The sequence below is a fragment of the Oceanibaculum indicum P24 genome (assembly GCF_000299935.1).
In the GTDB taxonomy this organism is placed as follows: domain Bacteria; phylum Pseudomonadota; class Alphaproteobacteria; order Oceanibaculales; family Oceanibaculaceae; genus Oceanibaculum; species Oceanibaculum indicum.
Genome location: NZ_AMRL01000003.1, coordinates 185682 through 200612, shown reverse-complemented (window position 1 = coordinate 200612; position 14931 = coordinate 185682). Strand labels below are relative to the sequence as shown.

Below are 14931 nucleotides of genomic sequence, written 5' to 3'. Positions count from 1 at the left end.
GCGCCGGACTGGGTTCCATGAGAAATGAAGAAAACAAAGAACCGGGGGGCGGTGGTGAACGGGATTCTGATCAATCATAGGCTCGACCGGGGCGCCGCGTGATGCTGGCGGCGGCGCGCGCCTTCGCGGACAAGTTGCGGGCAGTTTACGGGCTGAGCGATTCTTCTTCGCCTGAGGATCAGTTGAAGGCTCCCGTTTCGTCGTTTCTGGCCGATGTCGGCGCTGCCCTGAATATCAAGCAGGCCATTCAAGCCAAGACCGAAGCGCACCTGGCGGAACACAAGGTCCGTCCGGATATCGCCGTCTATGCCGGTAAGTTGATCGCCGGCTATATCGAGCTTAAGGCGCCAGGGGAGGGGGCAGATCCGGCACGGCTGAAGGGCGCGCACAACAAGGCGCAATGGGAGAAGCTGAAAAACCTGCCGAACCTGATCTACACGGACGGCAGGGAATGGGCACTTTACCGTTCCGGTGAGCGGACTGGTGGTATCGTCCGCTTCGACGGTGATCCGGGCGAGGATGGCGGCAAGGCTATCAGCGAGGAGGACGTCCGGCGTCTGGAGCCGCTGCTACGGGGGTTTCTCACCTGGAACCCGACCGTTCCCCACCAGCCGGGTGCGCTTGCGGCCTATCTGGCACCACTGGCACGGTTCCTGCGCTCGGAGGTGGAGGCCGCACTTGAGATTGAGGGCTCTGCCGTCAATGGCCTCGCCAATGAGTGGCGGCAGTTCTTTTTCCCCGATGCCGACAATGCCAGATTCGCGGACGCCTACGCCCAGACTGTGACCTACGCAATGCTGCTGGCCCGTCTGTCGGGTGCGTCGAAACTTGATCCGGCCGAAGCGGCAAAGACGCTCGATAAGAATAACGGTCTCTTGGCCCGGACGCTGGAACTGCTTGGCCACAAAGAGGCGCGAGAAGAACTGGCGGTCGGCTTTGAGATGCTGCAACGCTCGCTGGAGGCGCTTGAACCGGCTGAGTTCCTGAAAGCTAAGCCCGACCTATGGCTGTATTTCTACGAGGATTTCCTCGCCGCCTACGATCCGAAGCTGCGCAAGGATTACGGTGTCTATTACACACCGATTGAAGTGGTGGAACTACAGGTCCGCCTTGCCAGCGAGCTGCTGGAAAAGCGGTTCGGCAAGAAGCTCGGTTTTGCCGATGACGGCGTGGTGTTTCTCGACCCCGCCGTCGGCACCGGCACCTATCCGGTCGCGGCGGTGAAGCATGGGCTGGAAAAGGTTCTGGAACGCTCCGGCCCCGGCGCGGTGCCTGCCCGCGCGCGCCAGATGGCCGAGAATATGCACGGGTTCGAGGTGCTGGTCGGGCCTTATGCCGTCGCGCATCTGCGGCTGACGCAGGCGCTGGAAGGCGCGATGAACGACGCAAAAGCTACGGCGGGTGAACCCTTAGAGAAACTCGCCAAGCGGCTGAATATCTATCTGGCCGACACGCTGGAAAGTCCAAACCATGCCCCACCGGGTGGGCTGGATTTGACGCATAAGGCACTGACGCAGGAACATGAGGCGGCGCGTAAGGTGAAGCAGGGCGGGGATATTCTCGTCTGCCTCGGCAATCCGCCTTATGACCGACAGACCATTGAGGAGGATGATACAACCACCAAACGCAAGGGCGGATGGGTGCGCTTCGGGGATCAGGTCGAAGGGGCGGCAAAACAGGAACAGCAGGGCGAACGTGCGATCTTGAAGGACTTCACCGAACCGGCGACGAGGGCTGGGGCGGGCGTCCACCTGAAGAATCTCTACAACGATTATGTCTATTTCTGGCGCTGGGCGCTGTGGCGTCTGTTCGAGCAGCAGACATGCGGTGGCATCGTCACCTTTATCACGGCTTCGAGTTATCTGGCCGGGCCGGGGTTCGTGGGTGTGCGCGAGGTGATGCGGCGCACCTTTGACGAACTCTGGATTATCGACCTTGGCGGCGACAACCTCGGTACCCGCAAGACGCCCAATGTTTTTAACATCCAGACGCCGGTGGCTATCGCCATCGGGGTCCGGACGGCGAGGCCCTCACCCGATACGCCCGCCAAGGTGCACTATGCGAAGATCGTGGGCGCGACCCGAGAGGAAAAACTAACACATCTGCAAGCCGTCACGGATTTCGGTGATATTGACTGGCACGATTGCTCTGATGATTGGCACAAGCCGTTCCTGCCGATTGGGCAGGGGGATTATTCAGCATGGGCACAAATAGAAGGGCTTTTCCCACTTATCCTCAACGGCGCCCAGTTCAAGCGGCATTGGCCGATTGGCGAGACAGCGGGTGTTTTGAGTGTGCGGTGGCATCGCCTAGCAAACTCAAAACCCGAGGAACGAAAAACGCTCTTCCGTGAAACAGATGGCTGGAAAATCACGAAAACCGTTCATGAGGATTTGCCGGGGCAACATCAGCCGCCGATTATCTCTTTGACTGCCACCTCAGCAACTCCGAACGTGGTTCCGTGCTCCTATCGGTCTTTCGATAGGCATGTGATGCTGTACGATTTCAGGCTAGGGGATCGTTTGCGACCATCACTCTGGCGAATGCATGGTCCAAAGCAAATATACCTGACAACGCTTCTTTCTACTTCCTTGGGTGCTGGCCAGGGATTGGTTGCATGTAGCGACCTACCCGATCTGCACCATTTCCGTGGTTCCTTCGGCGGCAAGGACGTAATTCCCCTCTATCGCGACGCGGCGGCGACGCAACCGAACGTCACCGGCGGTCTGCTGGAGTTGCTGTCGGGTAGCTACGGTTTCGCGGTCACGGCGGAGGCGCTGGCAGCCTATGTCTATGCGCTGCTCGGCGGGCAATCCTACACCAAGCGGTTCTGGAACGAGCTGGAGACACCCGGTCCGCGCGTGCCTCTGACCAAGGACGGCGCCTTGTTCCAACGCGCCGTTTCCCTCGGCCAACGCATGATCTGGCTGCATACCTATGCCGAACGGTTCCGGGGCGAAGGGCGCGGCGACGAGCTGCCTGCCGGCAGCGCCAAATCCCTGAAAGGCGTTTCCGACGATCCGGCGCGCTATCCCGAGGATTTCGCTTATGACGAAACGGAGCGCGAAATTCGCGTCAGCGATGGCCGTTTCGGTCCGGTGGCGAAGGATGTCTGGGAGTTCGAGGTCTCCGGCCTGAAGGTGGTGCAGTCCTGGCTCGGCTACCGAATGAAAAAGCGGGCGGGCAAGAAATCCTCGCCGCTGGACGATATCCGCCCGGAACGTTGGACCGCGCGTATGAGCGAGGAACTGCTCGAACTGCTCTGGGTTCTGGAGGCCACGCTGGCGATGGAACCGGACCTGTCCGCAACTCTTGATGCCGTCGTCGCCGGCTCCTGCTTCAAGGCGGATGACTTGCCGTCACCGACCGAGGCTGAACGGGCCGCGCCGAAATCTGCGAGAGCGACCGCCGCGCAGCATGATCTGTTCGGCGGGCAAGACGATGAGGTCGACAGCACCGAAGAGGATGAGGAATAGCCGCTCCTCCGCTTTTCTCCTGCCGTGGCCTGCCGTCCTGCGCTAAAACCTCCCCATGAACAGCGCGATCCTTCTGGACCTTCTGGGCATTGCCCTTTTCGCCGCGACGGGCGCCCTGTCGGCCTCGCGCAAGGAGCTGGACATCATCGGCTTCCTGTTCTTGGCGACGGTGACCGGTATTGGCGGCGGCACGGCGCGCGACCTGATCCTGGGGGTGCCGGTGTTCTGGGTCGAACAGCCGCTCTACATCCTGATCTGCGCGGTGACGGCGGCCGGCGTGTTCTTCACCGCGCATCTGCTGGAATCGCGCTATCGCCTGCTGCTGTGGCTGGATGCGGTGGCGCTGGCCGCCTATGGCGTGTTCGGCGCCTATAAGGGGCTGCTGGTCACCGGCTCGCCGATTATCGCGGTGGTCATGGGCATGCTGACCGGCACGCTGGGCGGCATATTGCGCGACGTGCTGGCGGGCGAACCCTCCGTCCTCATGCGCAAGGAAATCTACATCACCGCCGTGCTGGCCGGCGGGCTCATCTATGTCGCCACCAGCCTTGCCGGGCTGGCGCTGCCGCTGGCCGCCGGGGCCGGCTTCGCCGTGGCGCTGTTCATCCGCAGCGGCGCGCTGGCCTTCGGCTGGTCGCTGCCCTCCTACAAGGCGCGGCCGGGCCGCAATCCGGAAGATATTCTCTAAACCCCTATCTCCGGCCCCCCTCCTGCCCCTAGACTGACTTCCAAGTAAGGGCAAAAACGGGAGGAGGCGGAGATGAGGCGCATTCTGGTGACAGGGTCGGGCAGCGGCATCGGCGCGGCGACGGCGCGGCAACTGGCCGGGCCTAATACATCGATCGTGCTGCACGCGCTGAAGAACCGGGAGGGCTGCGAACGCGTCGCGGCGGAGCTGCGGGCGAAGGGGGCCGAGACCCATATCGTGCTGGCGGACCTCACGCAGGCGGCGGAGGCCGACCGGCTGATCGACGAGGCGGTCTCGGCGCTGGGCGGGCTGGACGTGCTGGTCGCCAATGCAGGCTTTCCGGAGCTGAAGCGCTTCGGCGCGCTGGAACGGGCCGATCTCGACCGCTGCTACAACATCATTCTGGGCGGGCTGTTCCAGATGGCGAATCGGGCGCTGCCGGCGCTGAAACTGTCGCAGGACGGGCGGATCGTCGCCATCAGCACGCTGAACGCGCATGTGTTCCGCCCGAACTATCCGCTGTGCCCGGCCTCGGCCTCGGCCAAGGCGGGGTCGGAGGCGCTGATCCGCGCGCTGGCGGTGGAGCTGGCGCCCTACAAGGTGACGGCCAATTGCGTGGCGCCGGGGCTGATCCTTAAGGATGCCGATACCGAGCAGTTCTACGATGATGCGGAGATGAAGCCGCTGATCGAGCATATCCCGCTCGGCCGTCCGGGGGAGCCGGCGGAGGTGGCGGCGATGATCGGCTTCCTGTGCAGCCCGGCGGCGTCCTACGTCACCGGGCAGGTTATCCATGTGAATGGCGGCATCGTTTAGCGCCGCCGGGTGCGCCATTCTGGGCGGAAAAGCGCAAGAATCCGTTCCGCAGCCTGCCGGTGCGGAAACATCGCTGCGTCCTTGCGGGGCGACGGCCTTAAGGCTTGTCCTGTCAGGTCTGGGCCGGTAGGCATAGCCATGCTGCGCCGCAGCATCACCCGTGCCTGCTTCCGGAGAGACCATTGACGCGACTTTCCCTTCCGCATGATTTTTTCGGACGGCTGCGCCATGAATGGTTCGGCAATATCCGCGGCGACGTGCTCGCCGGTCTGGTGGTGGCGCTGGCGCTGATCCCCGAAGCCATCGCCTTTTCCATCATCGCCGGTGTCGATCCGAAGATCGGGCTCTACGCCTCCTTCTCGATCGCCGTCATCATCGCCATCGTTGGCGGTCGGCCGGGCATGATCTCGGCGGCCACCGCCGCGACCGCCGTGCTGATGGTCACGCTGGTGAAGGAACACGGGCTGCAATATCTGCTGGCCGCCACGGTGCTGGCCGGGCTGATCCAGATACTGGCCGGCATATTGAAGCTGAACTATGTCATGCGCTTCGTTTCGCGCTCGGTGATGACCGGATTCGTGAACGCGCTGGCGATCCTGATCTTCCTGGCGCAGCTGCCGGAGCTGATCGGCGTGCCGTGGCTGACCTATGTGATGGTCGCCGGCGGGCTAGCCATCATCTACCTGTTTCCGCGCCTGACCCGCATCGTGCCGTCGCCGCTGGTCTGCATCCTGGTGCTGACCGGCCTGTCCATCGGGCTGGGACTGGAGGTGCGCACGGTCGGCGACATGGGCGAGCTGCCCTCGACGCTGCCCTTCTTCCTGATCCCCGACATCCCGCTGACGCTGGAGACGCTGTGGATCATCCTGCCCTATTCGGCGGGCATCGCCGGTGTCGGCCTGCTGGAATCGCTGATGACCGCCTCCATCGTGGATGAGCTGACGGATACGCCCAGCGACAAGCGCCGCGAATGTATCGGCCAGGGCCTCGCCAATACCGCCACCGGCTTCATCGGCGGCATGGCGGGCTGCGCGATGATCGGCCAGTCGATCATCAATGTGAAATCCGGCGGGCGCGGGCGGCTGTCCTGCTTCTGCGCCGGCATCTTCCTGCTGTTCCTGATCGTGGTGCTGGGCGACTGGGTGAAGCAGATCCCGATGGCCGCCTTGGTCGCCATCATGATCATGGTGTCCATCGGCACCTTCTCCTGGGTCTCGATCCGCAATCTGAAGGATCATCCGCGCAGCTCCAGCATCGTCATGCTGGCGACTGTGGTGACCGTGGTGGCGACGCACAACCTCGCCATCGGGGTGCTGGTCGGCGTGCTGCTGTCGGGCATCTTCTTCGCCTGGAAGATCGCGCAGATCTTCCGCGTCAGCTCGACCCTGTCCGGAGATGGCGCGGCGCGCACCTATATCGTGGAGGGCCAGCTGTTCTTCGCCTCGGTCGAGGATTTCGCCGCCGCCTTCGACTTCAAGGAGGCGCTGGAGAAGGTCACCATCGACCTCAGCCGCGCGCATATCTGGGACATCTCCAGCGTCGCCGCGGTGGATACCGTCGTGCTTAAATTCCGCCGCGAAGGGGCCGAGGTCGAGCTGATCGGCCTCAACAAGGCCAGCGAGACCATCGTCGACAGGCTCGGCATCCACGACAAGCCCGGCGCGCTCGAACGCCTGATGGGGCACTGAGGAAGGAACCGCCATGACCAAGCTGCTCGTGCTGATAGACGGCTCGATCTATACGCAAAGCGTGTGCGACCACGCCGCCTGGGTGGCGGCGCGTACGAAAGCCTCGGTCGATCTGCTGCATGTGCTGGGCCGGCGCACAGTGTCCAGTGTGCCGGCGGATTTCAGCGGCAATCTGAATGCCGATGCGCGCGACACGCTGCTCGCCGAGCTCGCCGGCCTCGACGAACAGCAGGCGAAGCTGGCACAGAAGCGCGGCCGGCTGATCCTGGAGGAGGCGAAAGCCCGCCTGACGCAGGCCGGCATCGCCGACGTGACGACCAAACTGCGCAATGGCGACCTGCTGGAGACGGTGCAGGAGTTCGAGCCGGAGGCCGACCTGATCCTGATCGGCAAGCGCGGCGAGGCGGCGGATTTCGCCAGCCTGCATCTGGGCTCCAACCTGGAGCGCGTGGTGCGCGCCTCGCACAAGCCGGTGCTGGTCGCCTCGCGCGCCTTCAGGCCAGTCGGCAGCTTCCTGATCGCATATGATGGCGGGGCGAGCGCCGACAAGGCGGTGGACCATATCGCGCAGGGCCATCTCTTCCCCAGCCTCGCCTGCCGGTTGCTGATGGCCGGCCAGCCGGATAGTGCGATGACGGCGAAGCTGGAGGCAGCGGCGGCGAAGCTGCGCGCCGCCGGCTATGGCGTGACCGCCGGTGTCGAGGCCGGCCAGCCGGATGCGGTGATCGCCCGCACCATCGAGCAGGAGGGTATCGGCCTGCTGGTGATGGGCGCCTACGGCCATTCCCGCATCCGCACCCTGATCATCGGCAGCACCACGACGGAGATGATCCGCTCCTGTCTCGTTCCGGTCATGCTGTTTCGCTAATATGGCCATTATCCACCCGCCCGCACCGTGGTAGCTTGAGATTGAAGGGGCGGCTGGACGCGTTTCCGTAGCGCCCTAGATCAATAGCGACGATGGCCGTCAGGCCATGAGTACGCCTGTCAGGGAGAGACCGAGATGAAAATGAGGGGCTTTTGCGTGCCCGCCGCGGCGGCCGCCGCGGTGCTGGGCGTCATGGTTGCGGGCGCGGCACATGCCGCGACGGTGAAGATCACGCCGCTGGGCAGCCATGACGGTGAGTTCTGCAGCTTCGACCGGGCGATGGTGTTCGAGGACCCGGATGGCACGCGCATTCTCTATGACGCCGGGCGCACGGTCGCCGGTGCGGAGGATCCCCGCCTCGGCAAGATCGACGCCGTGCTGGTCAGCCACATGCATGGCGACCATGTCGGCGACCGGCACATTCCGGCAGCCGGGGCAGGGGCCTGCGGCCGGCCGGACATCGCCACCGTGGCGCTGCCCGACACGCTGTCGGTGAAGATCGCCGCCGCCAAGAACGCCAAGATCGTGACCGGCAGCGAGATGCCGTCCTTCTTTGCCGCCAAGCTGAAGGAGGTGGGCGCCGACCCGCAGAATTCGCAGCTGGTGCGCTTCGGCGCCTCGCGCAAGGTCGGCGGTGTCACCATCACCACCGTGCCGGCGGCGCATTCCAATGGCATCGCGCCGGGCATGATCGGCGGCCCGTTCGCCGAGATGCTCTCCAAGGCCGGGCTGACCGCCTATGCCGGCCCGCCGACCGGCTATGTGCTGACCTTCAGCAACGGCCTTGTCGCCTACCTGTCCGGCGATACCGGCGTCACCGCCGAGCAGCAGGTGGTGGTCGGCGACCAGTACAAGGCGAAGCTGGTGGTGATGAATATCGGCGACACCTTCACCACCGGCCCGACCGAGGCGGCCTATGTGGTGAACGAGCTGATCAAGCCGGCGGCGGTCATTCCGTCGCACGCCAACCAGCCCTCCACCGAGGGCGGCAAGCTGATCGCCGGCAGCCGCACCGACATCTTCGCCAAGGCGGTGTCGGCGCCGGTGCACCTGCCGCTGTCGGGCCGGACGATGGTGTTCGACGGCGCGGGAAAGTGCGTCTCGGGCTGCTGATCGCAACCTGATACGAAATGGAAACGGGCGCTCCCGCAAGGAGCGCCCGTTTTTCTTTGTGATGGTGGATGGTCAGGAGCCGACCACGCCGCCATCCTCGCGGGAAATCACCAGCGTTGCCGAGCGCGGGAGGGCGCTGCCGCCCTCCGGCCAGTGGCTGGCGAGCTTGCCGGCGGCCCAGTCCTTGGGCGAGGTGGTGGCGCCGGGGTGCTGCACATTCACGAAGATGGTGCGACCGTCCGGCGTGCCGGTGATGCCGGTGATCTCCTGCCCAATGGGGCCGGTCAGGAAGCGGCGCATCTCGCCGGTCGCGGGATCGGCGCACAGCATCTGGTTGTTGCCCATGACCGCCATGTCGCCCTTGTTCTGCGCGCTCTCGCCGATATCGGTCTGAATCCACAGCCGGGCCTCGGCGTCGAACCACAGCCCGTCGGGGCAGGCGAGGATATTGTCGGCGGTCAGCTTCTGGCCGTTCGGGCCGCGCCCGGCCTGCTCATCGCCGCCCAGCACGAAGATGTCCCATTGGAAGCTGGTGGCGGCATGGTCGCCCTTCGCCTCGGTCCAGCGCACGATATGGCCATAATTGTTCTTGGCGCGCGGGTTGGCGGGATGCACCTGCTCCTCCGTCCGCCGGCTGTTGTTGGTCAGCGTGAAATAGACCGCCCCGGTGCGCGGATCGACGGCGCCCCATTCCGGCCGGTCCATCTTGGTGGCCCCGGCCCTGTCGGCGGCGAGGCGGGTATTCACCAGGATGTCGGCCAGGCCAGTGAAACCATTCTGCGGCGTCAGCCCGTTCTGGCCCGGCGCCAGCGCCAGCCAGTCGCCGCTGCCATCTTCATTGAAGCGCGCGACATACAGCGTGCCCTCGTCCAGCAGCGCGCCGCTGGCCGTGGCCGGGTCATAGGGCCGGGCGGAGACGAACTTGTAGATATATTCAAAGCGGGCATCGTCGCCGGAATAGGCGACTACCGGCTTGCCGGCGACCGCCGGGGCGAACACCACGCCCTCATGCGCGAAGCGGCCGAGATGGGTGCGCTTCACCGGCGCCTTGCCGGGGTCGAACGGGTCAATCTCGACAACCCAGCCGAAGCAATTCGGCTCGTTGCGGTAATCTTCCGCCGCGCTGTTGCCGGTCTGGCTGGCATCGAAGCGCCGGTATTCTTCGGCGCCGCCGGCTGCCAGCTCCCAGCCATAGCGCGACATGCCGCCGGCCTTCACGCCATAGCGGGCCTGTTCGCGTGGCAGGTTCGGCTTCTGGTCCTGCTGGTCGCCATTGCGGAAATAGCCGGCCCAGTTCTCCTCGGCCGCCAGATAGGTGTTCCAGGGCGTGTAGCCATTGGCGCAATTGTTCAGCGTGCCGCGCGTGCGTGTGCCGTCCGGGCTGTATTTGGTGACGACATGGGCCGTGCCGCGCACCGGGCCGGTGACCTCCATCGGCGTCAGGCCGGTGATGCGGCGGTTGTGCGGATCGGCCACCACCGACCAGGTGCCATCGGCACCGCGCTTCACGCGCACCACGGACACGCCATGCGCATTCATTTCCTTCAGCACATCATCGTCCGGCCGCTTGCCGTCCGTGACCATGACCTCGTCGGACTTCAGCTCCTGCCCGGCATAGCGCGCGGCATGCAGGAAGCGCGGCTCGACATATTCATGGTTCATCACCAGCAGCCCGTCGGTCGAGCTGCCGTCGATCGGGAAGAAATGCATGCCGTCATGATGCATGCCGATCTGATGCGCCTGGTCGGCGCCGCTTCTGGACGGGCCGAAGGTCGGCATGGTGCCGGAGATCGGTGTGCCCCACGGGGCCAGCACCTGCACTTTGTAGCCCTTCGGCACCACCACCGTATCGGCGGTGCTGACCGGCACCGGCTGGAAACCCACCAGACCACCGGTGGCGGCCTGCGCGCCGGCCACGCGGGCAACACTATTCAGCGCGGTACCGACGAACAGCGCGCCAACGGCGGTGGCAAGGCCGCCGACCAGCACGCTGCGGCGCTTCAGCCGGGTTTCCAGCACATCATGGAAGGTCTCGTTGGCTGACAGGTTGCAGCGCGGCTCGTCGCCAGGCTGATGGTCGGGGGACTGGGTGTGATCCGGGTAATCCAGTTCGTAGGCGCTCATCGGCTTGCTCCGCAGCTCAAGAGGGGAAAAAAGCTGCATGGCGCACCGGTTCGCCGGCACGCTCTGCTTGCAACCTTCCTTCTATCGCCGGCGCATGACAGTTGCCCGTCGGCAATGGTTACAGAATGGTGTCGGCCATGGCCACTTTCGTGGCCGGGCGAAAGTCTCTAGGCTGGCCACAGGGGATGCTGCCTAACAGAACGCGGCCAGATATATGGTCCATGACAAGCGCAATCGGCGGGTGACGGTTCAGGGTGCCAGCGGCGGCGTCTACCGGATGGCTGACCGGCTGCCGGAGAATATCGACCCCTTGCTGCGGCAGATACTGGATTACTTTCTGGGTCATTACCGGGAAAACGGACGGGTCATCCGCAAGGCGGAGATCGATCCGCTCGCCTTTCACCGTGCCCTGCCCAAGGTCTGGATCTATGAGCGGATGGCGAAGGACGAGTTCATCTGCCGCCTGGCAGGCGACGATGTGCGCAGCATGTATGACCGGCCGATTGTCGGCTGCTCCCTCGCGAAGCTGATCCGGACGCCGAACGCGCCGGATGTCATGGCGCATCACGAGGCCATCCTGTCGATACCGGGCATTGGCTATATGACCGGCCGGGTCTATCTGCAGAGCCTGGAGCGCTTCGGCGTCGGCGAGCGGCTGCTGCTGCCGGCGCTAGGCGCGGACGGTACTCCCCGCTTCGTCTGGGGGGCGACCAGCTACCATTTCGATACGGTGGGCCAGGATGCGATCCTGGAGCAGCCGAACCGTCTGCTGATCCCGCTTGCCAGCCTTTCTGACGATCCTTCCTGACGGGAGTTCCCATGCCGATCCGCACCCGCCTGACTGAGCGCCTCGATCTGCGCCATCCCGTATTGCTGGCGCCGATGGCACTGGTTTCCGGCGGGGCACTGGCATCCGCCGTCACCGGCGCCGGCGGGTTGGGCATGATCGGCGGCGGCTATGGCGATGCGGACTGGCTGCGACGTGAGCTGGCGGCGGCCGGCAACCAGCGCGTGGGCTGCGGTTTCATCACCTGGTCGCTGGCGCAGCAGCCACAGCTGCTGGATCTGGCGTTGGAGCACCGGCCGGCGGCGGTCATGCTGTCCTTCGGCGATCCGGCTCCCTTCGCGCCGAAGGTGAAGGCGGCCGGCATCCCGCTGGTCTGTCAGGTGCAGACTTTGGGCCATGCGCGCGAGGCGCTGGCGGCCGGCGCCGATATTCTGGTGGCGCAAGGCACGGAGGCCGGCGGCCATGGGGCGACGCGCGGCACCATCGCGCTGGTGCCGGCGGTGGTCGATCTGGCGCGCCGGGGCGCGCCGCAAACGCTGGTGCTGGCGGCGGGCGGTATCGCCGACGGGCGCGGCCTCGCGGCGGCGCTGATGCTGGGGGCGGATGGCATTCTCGCCGGCACGCGGTTCTACGCCGCCACCGAATCGCTGGCGCCGGACGCGGTGAAGCGGCGGATTACTGAAATCGGCGGTGACGATACGCTGCGCACCAGTGTGTTCGACATCGTGCGAGAAAAGGACTGGCCGAAGCCCTTCACCATCCGTGGCGCGCGCAATGCGCTGACGGCGGAATGGCAGGGGCGGGAAGCGGCACTGGTCGCCGAGGGCAAGGCCGCAGTGGAAAGCTACAACCAGGCCATCGCGGCACAGGATCTGGAAATCATGGGGGTGTTCGCCGGAGAGGGGGCCGATCTGATTGCCGATGTGGCGCCGGCCGCCACTCTCCTGGAACGCATGGTGGGGGAGGCTGAGGCGGCGCTGGGGAGCGCCGCCGGCCTGCTTGCCTAGCCTCAGTTGATCGTCGGGACGCTGCCGCCCAGCACGCCGAACAGGCGCAGCAGCCAGATCACCACCAGAATCACCACGACGATGTTTAGGATCGACTTGATCTTGTGGTCCATCGGGATGTAGCGGTTCACCGCCCACAGCACGACGCCAATGATCACAAGAGTAAGAATCAACGAAAGAACCGACATTTCTGTCCTCCTGACCCTGCCTTGAAATTACTTCCTCAAACAGGGCTAAAATTATTCCGAACGACCAAGGAAATGGCCTTGTGATAGGGCGCGATCTCTTGGTTTGTCCTGAAATAACGCAGAAGGACGGGAATGGTTCTCTTGGGGGTAAAGAAAAGTGCGGTGGCCTATTCCGCGGCGTCGGCTTTTCCGGTCTTCGGCGCCCAGCGGGCAAGCGCGTGATCGTCGCTTTCGCGGGCATCGACCCATTGCGCGCCCTCGCCGGTTTCTTCCAGCTTCCAGAACGGCGCTTGGGTCTTCAGATAATCCATCAGGAACATGGCAGAGTCGAAGGCAGCCTGCCGGTGCGCCGAGGCGGTGACCACCAGCACGATGCGGTCGCCGGGCTCCAGACGGCCATAGCGGTGGATGATCAGGCTGGCCTGCAGCGGCCAGCGCTCCTGCGCTTCGGCCTCGATACGGGCCAGCGCCTTCTCGGTCATCCCGGGATAATGCTCCAGCGTCATCGCGCCGATTCCGGCATCGCCGGCCATGTCGCGCACCAGGCCCGTGAAGCTGGCCACACCGCCGATGGCATGGTTGCCGTCGGTCAGCGCCGCAATCTCCGCGCCGATGTCGAAATCCTCGCGCTGCACACGGATCATCGCCTCAGCCTCCCGTCACCGGCGGGAAGATCGCCACCTCGTCGCCCGGCTTCAGCGGATGGTCGGGGCGGACATATTCCTGGTTAACCGCGACCTTCACCACGCGGGCATCCTTCAGCGCCTCGGCATAGCCGGGGCCGCGCGCCTTCAGCCAGTCCAGCAGGCCGGCCACATCGGTAACCTCGGCGGGGGGCGTCACCTCTTCCTCGGCAGTGCCGATCTTCTGGCGTACCCAGGCGAAATAGAGCAGCTTCACAGTCCGACCTCGCTGAACGGCAGATAGGGAACCACGGAACCAGCCGCGATCCGCGTCGCCTCCTCGGGCAATTCAACCAGCCCGTCGGCGGCGACCATGGAGGATAGCACACCGGCCCCGTCCTGTTCGAATCGGTGGGCGACAAGCTGGCCATCGCCGCGCCGCTCCAGCCGCACGCGGACATATTCGCGCCGGTCCTGCTTCTTCTTGTAGTCGAAGCCGGCAAGGACGGGAAACAGCTTCGGGTCGCTTTCCTCCGCCCCCGACAGGCGCTCGATGATCGGCCGGGCGACGCGCAGGAAGGTGACCATCACCGCGACCGGATTGCCGGGCAGGCCGATGAAGGCGGTGCCCCGGGCCTGGCCCAGCGCCACCGGGCGTCCCGGCTTGATGGCAAGGCGCCAGAAATAGAGCGAGCCCAGCGCCTCGACGGCGGATTTCACATGATCCTCCTCGCCACCAGACACACCGCCCGAGGTGATCAGCAGGTCGTGCGACCCGGCAGCCTTCTCCAGCGCATCGGTGATCGCCTGCCGGTCGTCGGGCAAGATGCCCAGGTCGGTGACGGCGCAGCCCATGCCATCCAGCAGCGCCGCCAGGGTGAAGCGGTTGGAATCGTAGATGCCGCCGGCGGGCAGCGGGGCAGGCGGATCGCGCACCTCGTCGCCGGTGGAGAAGATCGCCACGCGCAGCGGCGCATGCACGGCCAGTTCCGTCAGCCCCTGCGCGGCGGCCAGGCCGATATCCTGCGGGCGCAGCTTCTGCCCCCGGCGCAGGATGGCATCGCCCTGCCGCACATCCTCGCCGGCCTTGCGGCGGTTGGCACCGCGTCTGATGCCAGCGGGAATGACGACATGCCCGTCCTCCTCCCGGCAATCCTCCTGCATCATCACTGTGTCGGGGCCACTATCGCCGTCGCCGTACGGCATCGGTGCGCCGGTGAAGATGCGGATGGCGGTGCCGCGCCTGGCCGGGCCGTCCAGCGTGTGGCCGGCAGCGACGCGGCCGGCGAGCGGCAGCCGGACCTCGCCCTCGGCCGGCAGATCGTCGAAATAGACGGCATAGCCATCGACGGCGGAATTATCGTGCGGCGGCACATCCAGCCGCGCCGTCAGCGGTTCGGCGAGGCAGCGCCCCAGCGCTTTGCGCAACGGCACAGTCTCGACATCCGTGAGCGGCGTCAGCCGGCGGCGCAAATCGGCAAGCGCTTCCTCGACCGGAACCAGTCGGCCGCCAAAGGCGAAGCAGTCGTCGGTAAGCTGTGCCATGGGAAGAT

Annotated in this window: 13 protein-coding genes; 8 read left to right on the top strand and 5 right to left on the bottom strand. The window is 65.2% G+C overall.

The window, feature by feature from the left end; translation table 11 throughout:
* Nucleotides 1–101: 101 nt before the first annotated feature.
* The 6 genes from P24_RS04335 to P24_RS04310 all read left to right on the top strand — a co-directional run bounded on the left by P24_RS04335 (nt 102) and on the right by P24_RS04310 (nt 8649).
* Complete coding sequence (locus P24_RS04335; protein WP_008943484.1) at nt 102–3476, top strand: type ISP restriction/modification enzyme; 3375 nt, start codon at nt 102–104, stop codon at nt 3474–3476.
* A 55-nt stretch (nt 3477–3531) separates the two neighbouring features.
* Nucleotides 3532–4164: a trimeric intracellular cation channel family protein gene (locus P24_RS04330; RefSeq protein WP_008943483.1), complete on the top strand. Its 633-nt coding sequence runs from the start codon at nt 3532–3534 to the stop codon at nt 4162–4164.
* A gap of 72 nt (nt 4165–4236) precedes the next feature.
* Entirely contained in the window at nt 4237–4980 is a 744-nt protein-coding gene (locus P24_RS04325; protein WP_008943482.1) for an SDR family NAD(P)-dependent oxidoreductase, read from the top strand.
* A 182-nt stretch (nt 4981–5162) separates the two neighbouring features.
* Nucleotides 5163–6668, top strand: coding sequence for a SulP family inorganic anion transporter (locus P24_RS04320; RefSeq protein WP_008943481.1), 1506 nt, complete (start codon nt 5163–5165; stop codon nt 6666–6668).
* Between the two features lie 13 nt (nt 6669–6681).
* On the top strand, nt 6682–7536 hold the full coding sequence (locus P24_RS04315; RefSeq protein ID WP_008943480.1) for a universal stress protein: 855 nt from the start codon (nt 6682–6684) through the stop codon (nt 7534–7536).
* A gap of 156 nt (nt 7537–7692) precedes the next feature.
* Nucleotides 7693–8649 (top strand): MBL fold metallo-hydrolase, encoded by a 957-nt coding sequence (locus tag P24_RS04310; RefSeq protein ID WP_008943479.1) that lies wholly within the window; start codon nt 7693–7695, stop codon nt 8647–8649.
* A gap of 72 nt (nt 8650–8721) precedes the next feature.
* On the opposite strand, the gene P24_RS04305 is transcribed toward P24_RS04310, so the two are convergent.
* A complete protein-coding gene (locus P24_RS04305; protein ID WP_008943478.1) occupies nt 8722–10773 on the bottom strand; it encodes a PhoX family protein in 2052 nt (683 codons plus the stop codon).
* 214 nt (nt 10774–10987) lie between these two features.
* Between P24_RS04305 and P24_RS04300 the strand changes: the two genes are divergently transcribed.
* Complete coding sequence (locus P24_RS04300) at nt 10988–11581, top strand: PAS domain-containing protein (RefSeq protein ID WP_008943477.1); 594 nt, start codon at nt 10988–10990, stop codon at nt 11579–11581.
* A gap of 11 nt (nt 11582–11592) precedes the next feature.
* On the top strand, nt 11593–12567 hold the full coding sequence (locus P24_RS04295; protein WP_008943476.1) for an NAD(P)H-dependent flavin oxidoreductase: 975 nt from the start codon (nt 11593–11595) through the stop codon (nt 12565–12567).
* Between the two features lie 2 nt (nt 12568–12569).
* Here the strand turns inward: P24_RS04295 and P24_RS04290 are convergent, their stop codons facing one another.
* From P24_RS04290 to P24_RS04275, 4 genes are all read right to left on the bottom strand, one after another.
* Nucleotides 12570–12740: a Thivi_2564 family membrane protein gene (locus P24_RS04290; protein ID WP_237740159.1), complete on the bottom strand. Its 171-nt coding sequence runs from the start codon at nt 12738–12740 to the stop codon at nt 12570–12572.
* A gap of 182 nt (nt 12741–12922) precedes the next feature.
* Nucleotides 12923–13399 carry a molybdenum cofactor biosynthesis protein MoaE gene (locus P24_RS04285; protein WP_008943474.1) on the bottom strand — a complete coding sequence of 159 codons (477 nt, stop codon included), beginning with the start codon at nt 13397–13399 and terminating at the stop codon, nt 12923–12925.
* A 4-nt stretch (nt 13400–13403) separates the two neighbouring features.
* On the bottom strand, nt 13404–13655 hold the full coding sequence (gene moaD / locus P24_RS04280) for a molybdopterin converting factor subunit 1 (protein WP_008943473.1): 252 nt from the start codon (nt 13653–13655) through the stop codon (nt 13404–13406).
* Nucleotides 13652–14923 carry a molybdopterin molybdotransferase MoeA gene (locus tag P24_RS04275; RefSeq protein ID WP_008943472.1) on the bottom strand — a complete coding sequence of 424 codons (1272 nt, stop codon included), beginning with the start codon at nt 14921–14923 and terminating at the stop codon, nt 13652–13654. Before P24_RS04275 ends, moaD begins: the two co-directional genes overlap by 4 nt.
* Between the last annotated feature and the right edge of the window lie 8 nt (nt 14924–14931).

Coding starts and splice junctions, on each gene's coding strand:
- P24_RS04335 (WP_008943484.1), top strand. CDS start 102: ATGCTGGCGGCGGCGCGCGCCTTCGCGGACAAGTTGCGGGCAGTTTAC.
- P24_RS04330 (WP_008943483.1), top strand. CDS start 3,532: ATGAACAGCGCGATCCTTCTGGACCTTCTGGGCATTGCCCTTTTCGCC.
- P24_RS04325 (WP_008943482.1), top strand. CDS start 4,237: ATGAGGCGCATTCTGGTGACAGGGTCGGGCAGCGGCATCGGCGCGGCG.
- P24_RS04315 (WP_008943480.1), top strand. CDS start 6,682: ATGACCAAGCTGCTCGTGCTGATAGACGGCTCGATCTATACGCAAAGC.
- P24_RS04305 (WP_008943478.1), bottom strand. CDS start 10,773: ATGAGCGCCTACGAACTGGATTACCCGGATCACACCCAGTCCCCCGAC.
- P24_RS04300 (WP_008943477.1), top strand. CDS start 10,988: ATGGTCCATGACAAGCGCAATCGGCGGGTGACGGTTCAGGGTGCCAGC.
- P24_RS04295 (WP_008943476.1), top strand. CDS start 11,593: ATGCCGATCCGCACCCGCCTGACTGAGCGCCTCGATCTGCGCCATCCC.
- P24_RS04285 (WP_008943474.1), bottom strand. CDS start 13,399: ATGATCCGTGTGCAGCGCGAGGATTTCGACATCGGCGCGGAGATTGCG.
- P24_RS04275 (WP_008943472.1), bottom strand. CDS start 14,923: ATGGCACAGCTTACCGACGACTGCTTCGCCTTTGGCGGCCGACTGGTT.